At 59.1% G+C, this 6,723-nt stretch carries 4 protein-coding genes; 2 read left to right on the top strand and 2 right to left on the bottom strand.

Going from position 1 to position 6,723, the window contains the following annotated elements; all coding sequences use genetic code 11:
• The first annotated feature begins 284 nt into the window (after positions 1 to 284).
• On the top strand, positions 285 to 1,979 hold the full coding sequence (locus ACLIRY_RS26335) for a thiamine pyrophosphate-requiring protein (protein ID WP_413208397.1): 1,695 nt from the start codon (positions 285 to 287) through the stop codon (positions 1,977 to 1,979).
• A gap of 313 nt (positions 1,980 to 2,292) precedes the next feature.
• Here ACLIRY_RS26335 and ACLIRY_RS26330 read toward each other — a convergent pair whose 3' ends face one another.
• On the bottom strand, positions 2,293 to 3,738 hold the full coding sequence (locus ACLIRY_RS26330; protein WP_413208396.1) for an aldehyde dehydrogenase: 1,446 nt from the start codon (positions 3,736 to 3,738) through the stop codon (positions 2,293 to 2,295).
• Between the two features lie 95 nt (positions 3,739 to 3,833).
• Positions 3,834 to 5,336, bottom strand: coding sequence for an aldehyde dehydrogenase (locus ACLIRY_RS26325; RefSeq protein WP_413208395.1), 1,503 nt, complete (start codon positions 5,334 to 5,336; stop codon positions 3,834 to 3,836).
• A 115-nt stretch (positions 5,337 to 5,451) separates the two neighbouring features.
• Between ACLIRY_RS26325 and ACLIRY_RS26320 the strand changes: the two genes are divergently transcribed.
• Positions 5,452 to 6,342, top strand: coding sequence for a helix-turn-helix domain-containing protein (locus ACLIRY_RS26320; RefSeq protein WP_413208394.1), 891 nt, complete (start codon positions 5,452 to 5,454; stop codon positions 6,340 to 6,342).
• The last annotated feature ends 381 nt before the right edge of the window (positions 6,343 to 6,723 follow it).

Genomic DNA, 6,723 nt, shown 5'->3' with positions numbered 1-6,723 from the left:
TGATCGAAAAAACGCATTCCCGAAAAACACCCTGTAAATTTTCACGCTCCCCCCATGATAACCTAATTCACTGTTATCATTCATATTTTCTAAGGTCGGGCGATGGTCCCGTGACTTTTCCGGGTCAGAGAGCCTTTGTGCGCACGTGATAATATGAGATATAAATCTCAATATAAATGATATAGCGTACATCAGGTATGACTGATTCAGGTGCCGGTTTCCTGTTCTGACAGGGGTCCAGAGCGAAAGAGAGACAGATGAACATGACCAATTCTTCGCCACAGATGACGTCTGGAGCTGCGCTTTTGTCGCGCATGGCCACTCTTGGCGTCGACTACATTTTTGCCAACTCCGGGACAGATTTTCCGCCTGTGATTGAGGGGCTGTCAGAGGCGAAGGTGAAGAACATCCCCCTACCACACACGGTAACGGTTCCCTTTGAAAGCGCGGCGGTGGCAATGGCTCATGGCTACACGCTGGCGACAGGCCGGGCTCAGGCCGTGATGGTGCACACAAATGTTGGGCTCGCCAACGCAGCCATGGGCGCGATCAACGCTGCCTGCGACAACATTCCGATGTTTCTGATGTCCGGGCGCACCCCCACACTCGAAAGCGGCCGTTTGGGCGCGCGGACGGTTCCCATCGGCTGGGGTCAGGAAATGCTGGATCAAAGCAGTCTGATCCGGGAAGCCTGCAAATGGGACTATGAGCTCCGGTTCCCGGAACAGATTTTCGACGTCACCGATCGGGCCTACGGAATCGCTGCCTCGACCCCCAAGGGTCCCGTCTATGTCAGCCTTCCGCGCGAAGTCCTGAGCGAAACCATTCCCGCTGCGGGATCAACCCGTCGGCCTCAAATGACCGCCGCCACTGTCGAGGCAAGTGTGACTCAAATCTCCCGGGTCGCGGAGCTTCTCGCCGAGGCGGAGCATCCGGTTATCTTCGCCCAGCATGGTGCAGGCAGCTCAGACGCCTTTGCGGCCCTGTCACGGCTGACCAATGACTGGGGCATTCCCCTGTGCCAGTACTGGGCCGTGGAGCTGGCTTTGCCGACCACCCATCCGATGGCGGCAGGCCCCAATCCGGCGCCACTCTTGGAAAAGGCCGATGTCGTGCTTTGCATCGACGTGCTCGCCCCCTGGTCGCCTGCCCAGATCGAACCCCTTGAAGAGGCGGTTGTGATACAGCTTGGACCGCGGCCCCTGCAGGAGCGGTCAGGCGTACGTAACTTCCGTTGCGATCTTGGAGTCACCACGGAAATCGCCCCGGCGATCCTTGCTCTGGAAGAGGCGATGGCCAAACTGCTGCCTGAACACCAGGCCCGTGTGGCCGGACGGGCAAAGAAGATTGCCAAGGTCAACGCGGCTGAGCAGTCCAGGCGCTTTGCGGACGCTGCCGGAGAGCGGGACGCCGCTGCCCTGACCAAGCGCTGGGTCAGCCTGACCCTTTCGGACCATTTGGCCGAACGGGATGCGGCAATTTTCTCCGAACTGGGCTGTCAGTTCCCCTTCCTGCGGCTGACCAGGCATCAGTCCTGGTTCGACGGTCCACACGCAGGCGGGCTGGGCTGGGGCTTCCCGGCCGCCATGGGGTTTGCGCTCGCGCGTCCGGAAAAAACCGTCGTCGCAACGATGGGAGATGGATCCTACATGTTCTCCAATCCTGTGGCCTGCCACCAGGTTGCCGAAGCCCTCGGTCTGTCGATGATCGTCCTGGTTTTGAACAATGCCGAATGGGGTGCCGTGCGCCAATCCGTCTTGGATATCTATCCCGAAGGCCATGCCTCCAAGACGAATGCCGTTCCGTTGACCGATCTTTCGCCCAGCCCGGATTTCACCAAAGTCGCTGAAGCGAGCCGCGCCTGGGCTCGCCGTGTGTCTGCGGCCGACGCATTCGAAGAGGCTCTCACTGAAGCACTGGCACATATGGACGCGAAGAAAGGTCTCGCTCTTATTGAGGTGACCATCGGTAAGGGGTGATAGACGTGGCCTCCTTGTAACGTTGACCAATGTTCCTCTCCCTTCACCTATTGGGAAGACACTGGATTTTTCAATGTCCTGGGGCACGGCCCACGACAGGGGGGCGCAATTACGGGACTTTGCCCCGTCCCCCACTGGGGCCGAAAGGCCCCAGACCCCACATTCTTATTCAGAAAAGAAAAAATGGGGGGGTGGGGGCATGTGCCCCCGAATGGGTTTGGGCAATTGCCCAAAAAAGACGAGACAGTGTCGCGTACGGAGAGCACGGTCAGACGGCCGTGCTCTCCGTCTTTCTGAGGTCTCCGACCGGTGATCAGAACGGGTAGTGCTGGTTCGGATCTTCGATGGTGATCCAACGCAGGTCAGTAAATTCGGATATGGCCGCTTTGCCGCCAAACCGGCCATATCCGGAGCCGCCAACGCCGCCAAAGGGCATCTGCGGCTCGTCGGAAACAGTCGGGCCGTTGATATGGCAAATGCCGCTGTTGATCTGGTTGGCCGCAGAAATCGCTCGTTTGATATCCTGGCTGAAAACGGCAGCCGAGAGGCCGTATTCGGTGTCGTTGGCCGTTGCAATGGCCTCGGCATCGCCAGTCACGCGGATGATCGACTTCACCGGTCCAAAGCTTTCTTCGGCATAGATGCGCATCTCTGCGGTCACGCCATCCAGCAACGTTGCCGAATGGATCGCTCCATCCCGGTGACCGCCCGCGACAATCTTGGCCCCCTTTGCCGTCGCGTCGGCAATCAGGGCATCCATCTTTGCTCCGGCGTCGGCACTGACAAGAGAACCGAGGACAACAGGGTCGCGCGGGTTGCCATAGGGCAGTTGCGAGGCCCGGGCGGCCAGCTTTTTCACGAAGTCATCGGCGATGCTCTCATCGACAATGATACGTTCGGTGGACATGCAGATCTGGCCCTGGTTCATGAACGCGCCGAAGATCGCCGCATTCACGGCCCCATCGATATCCGCATCCGAAAGCACAACCAGAGGCGCCTTGCCGCCAAGCTCCAAGAGTGAAGGCTTAAGGTTCTCGCCGGCTAGGCGGCCAATGATCCGGCCAACGGCGGAGGATCCGGTGAAGTTCACATGCCGGACTTCCGGGGCCTCGATCAGTGCCTTGACGACCTCGGCGGCATCCTTGGGCGCATTCGAGACATAGTTGACCACGCCCTCGGGCAGACCAGCTTCGACAAAGCAGTCCACGATCATGCGGTGTGTCTTTGGGCAGGCTTCGGAGCCTTTGAAAATCACCGTGTTGCCACAAGCCAGCGGCATGGCAAGCGCGCGCGTGCCAAGAATAACCGGCGCATTCCAAGGCGCGATTCCAAGGCAGACGCCCTTCGGACGGGTAACGGACATGGCCAGCGTGCCGGGCTTGTTGGAGGGAATAACCTCGCCCCCAATCTGGGTGATCATTGCTGCAGCTTCCCGGAGGGTGCCCGCAGCCAGCATGACGTTGAACCCGGCCCAGGGGCCCGTTGATCCCGTCTCAGCGATCATGGTCGCAATGAAATCGTCGGACTTGGACTCCATGATATCCGCAGCTGTGTTCAGAAGGGTGCGCCGTTGGCCCGGAGCCATGGCAGCCCAGGCCGGGAAGGCCGCAGCAGCGGCCTCGACAGCGGTCAGAGCGTCAACGGCCCGCGCGGCTGCGGCAGTCGACGCCACCTCATTGGTCACGGGGTCATGGCGCTCAAAGGTTTCCCCTCCTGTGGCGGCCACATCCTTGTTGTTTATGATGAATTGTACAGTCACGTTTCTCTCCTTGGACGTCATTGGTCTTGTGGTTGTTGAAATTGCTTGGCCTCCCGGTCCCTGCCGCAGCCGATCCGCCGTGTTGTTGCCTGTTGTCACGTCTCCTTTGGGAAACGATTTGCGGTGATCCAACGCAGCTCTGTGAACTCGTCCAGGCAGCTCGGTCCGCCGAAGCGGCCATAGCCGCTCGATTTGACGCCTCCAAATGGCATGAAGGGGTCGTCGGCGACGGTTGCGGAATTGATGTGGCAAATGCCGGTTTCCAGCTGGTCCACGACCGCACGGGCGAGCGAAAGATCTCCGCCGAAGACCGCGGAGGACAGGCCGTATTCGCAGTCGTTGGCGATAGTCACGGCCTCTTCGACCGATCCGACCCGGTAGATGCCCACAAGCGGGCCAAAGCACTCTTCTGAATAGATTTTCATCATGGGCGAGACATGGTCAATGACGGTTGCATCCATAAATTGGCCGCGCGAAGGACCGCCGGAGCGCAACACGCCCCCCTTGGAGACAGCGTCTTCGATAAGGGCGGAGAGCCGAACGGCAATGGACGACGTCGCCAGTGGGCCGATGCGAACGCCCGGATTGCGGGGGTCGCCAGCAGTCAACGCGCTCGCTCGTTCGGCAAGCGCGCTCACAAACGCGTCGGCGATCGCGTGATCGATGATAATCCGATCCGTCGCCATGCAGATTTGGCCGGAGTTCAGATATGCGCCGAAGAGAGCGGCCTCCACGGCCTTGCCGATGTCCGCATCAGGGAGAACAATGAGTGGAGATTTGCCACCAAGTTCCAATAAACAGCGCTTGAGACGGGATGCGGCAATGCCAGCCACGATCCGACCAACGCGGGTTGAGCCTGTGAAATTCACACGGCGGACGGGGGCGCAGGCAATTAGGGTCTCCACCACTTCCCGAGAGTTTTCCGGCGCATTTGTCAGGATGCTCAGAACGCCTGCCGGAAGACCCGCCTCATGCAGCAGTTCTCCCAGGAGAACATGGGTCACGGGGCAGAGCTCCGAGGCCTTGAAGATCACTGTGTTGCCGAAAGCGAGCGGAAAGGCGATGGCGCGCATGCCCAGCGCGAGCGGGGCATTCCAGGGAGCGATGGCAAGGCAGACACCGGCAGGCACGCGAACGGCCTGTGATGGCTCCTCTGCTTGCTGCAGCTTGCTGCGGCCAAACTGCTCTGCGAGCTGAGCCGTTGCCTCTAACACATCAGAGGCCACTCGGAGGTTGAACTCCACCCACTCCGTCGTGGCGCCGATCTCCCCAAGCATGCTGGTGTGAAACCGTGCCGCGTAGCGCGGAAACAGGGTCTTGGCACGCCGGAGAACGGCGGCCCGCTCCGACCCATCCCGTCCTGACCAGGCGCTGAAACGGGCAGCGGCCACCGAGACCATCTGTTCGGCGTCGGCTGCACGACCGTCTGCGGCAATGGAAGACACCACGCCGGTCGAGGGATCGAGACGCTCAAAAGTAGCACCATCCGCAGCGTCGTGATGAACACCCTTCACAAACAACCCTGTTTTCAGCACGTCTTCCGGAGAGTCTGCCGCGCGCTTTTGTGGCGGGCCGCCCAGTGTTTCCGTTCCGTTCATGTGGTCCTCCCCTGCCTTTTCGGCAGACCATGGCCAATTCTCACCTTTTGCATGGCTCAATAAATGCCCTATTAAGGGTAAATATTGAAGTTTTGTGGGATTGTGACCTGAGACGATGCCAGAAAGCAGCACACTTCTGTCCATGCTTCGACTGGAGGTGGTCGAACCCAGCTTTCGACCGAGGACTTATGCCGCCGGACAGGGCACCTCCGCACAGTTCAATCTGATCGCCGTCGTGCGGCGGGGGAGCGCCAGCCTGCAGGTGAATGAGGACGCTTTGCAGGTTGCCGACAGCTCGGTCGTGGTCCTGCCTCACGGCACGCAGGCCCGCCTGAGCGTTCCAGCAGGAACAGGCGTATGGATCATCGGCTTTGCCCGCCTCCTGCAATCTCTGGTCACTGGGACAGGCCCGGAGAGCCTGATGCTGGATACGGTTCTGAGCAGGCTGACACTGACTCCGGCAAATCCGGAGATCGTGGAATCCTCCATTCTGCCTTTGCTACCGCTGCTTACGGAGGAACTGAACGATCCGCAAAAGCGGTCACAGACTGCGGTGGCGGCACTCTTGCGGCTGATGTTGATCGCGACAAGCCGCATGCTGACGAGAAGTGGTCTCATCGACAATCGCAATGACACGCATATCCTTCACAGGTTCCGGCAGCTTGTGGAGCTCGGATATCGGAGCCGCAAAAGGGTCGCCGGATACTGCCAGGATTTGAACCTTACCTATGACCGGTTGAACGATATCTGTCAAAGAACCCTTCAGCGCACGCCTCTCTCACTGATCCAGCAACGGATCCTGATGGATGCCTCGACCCGCTTGGACCAAACGGACGAAAGTATCCAGTCGATTGCACATCACCTCGGATTCAGCGACCCGACAAAATTCTCCCACTTCTTCAAGCGGGCCACCGGAGTGTCGCCACGGGAGTACAGGCAAATGACGCGTAAGGAGGAGGACAGACAAGCCAGTACCGTGCTCCAGACATTCTCCGACTGGCCTTAGATCACAATGAACTCAGGTCCGTCCGACCTGACTTCATAAACGTGATCTAAATCAAATGGTTAGAGAAGAATGGAACGGAAAACCGATGCCCGTTTTTCCTCATTTCGCTCTAGCGACGAGGCTGCAACCGCCTTTGTCGGACTGCCTACACAATATTGTGGATAGCACGTCCAGGTCGGAACATGAATGATACCAATAAATCAATAAAAAGGGAGCTGCTATTACGATCAATTTACTAGGATCACGCCAAATAACCGTAATTGCTCACGGGGTTGGCGGCAGGCGCGTCAAGCGAGTGCGAAACTGCCCTGGATGAGATCGCGGATAGCGTCCAGCGGCGCTTGCCCCTTGAGCCTGGCGGTTCCGGTGACGGATCTGTAT

The organism is Rhodospirillum sp. A1_3_36, assembly GCF_047263945.1.
Taxonomy (GTDB): domain Bacteria; phylum Pseudomonadota; class Alphaproteobacteria; order Rhodospirillales; family Rhodospirillaceae; genus Rhodospirillum.
The sequence above is the reverse complement of the archived record's forward strand: the minus strand, read 5'-3'. Positions and strand labels throughout refer to the sequence as shown.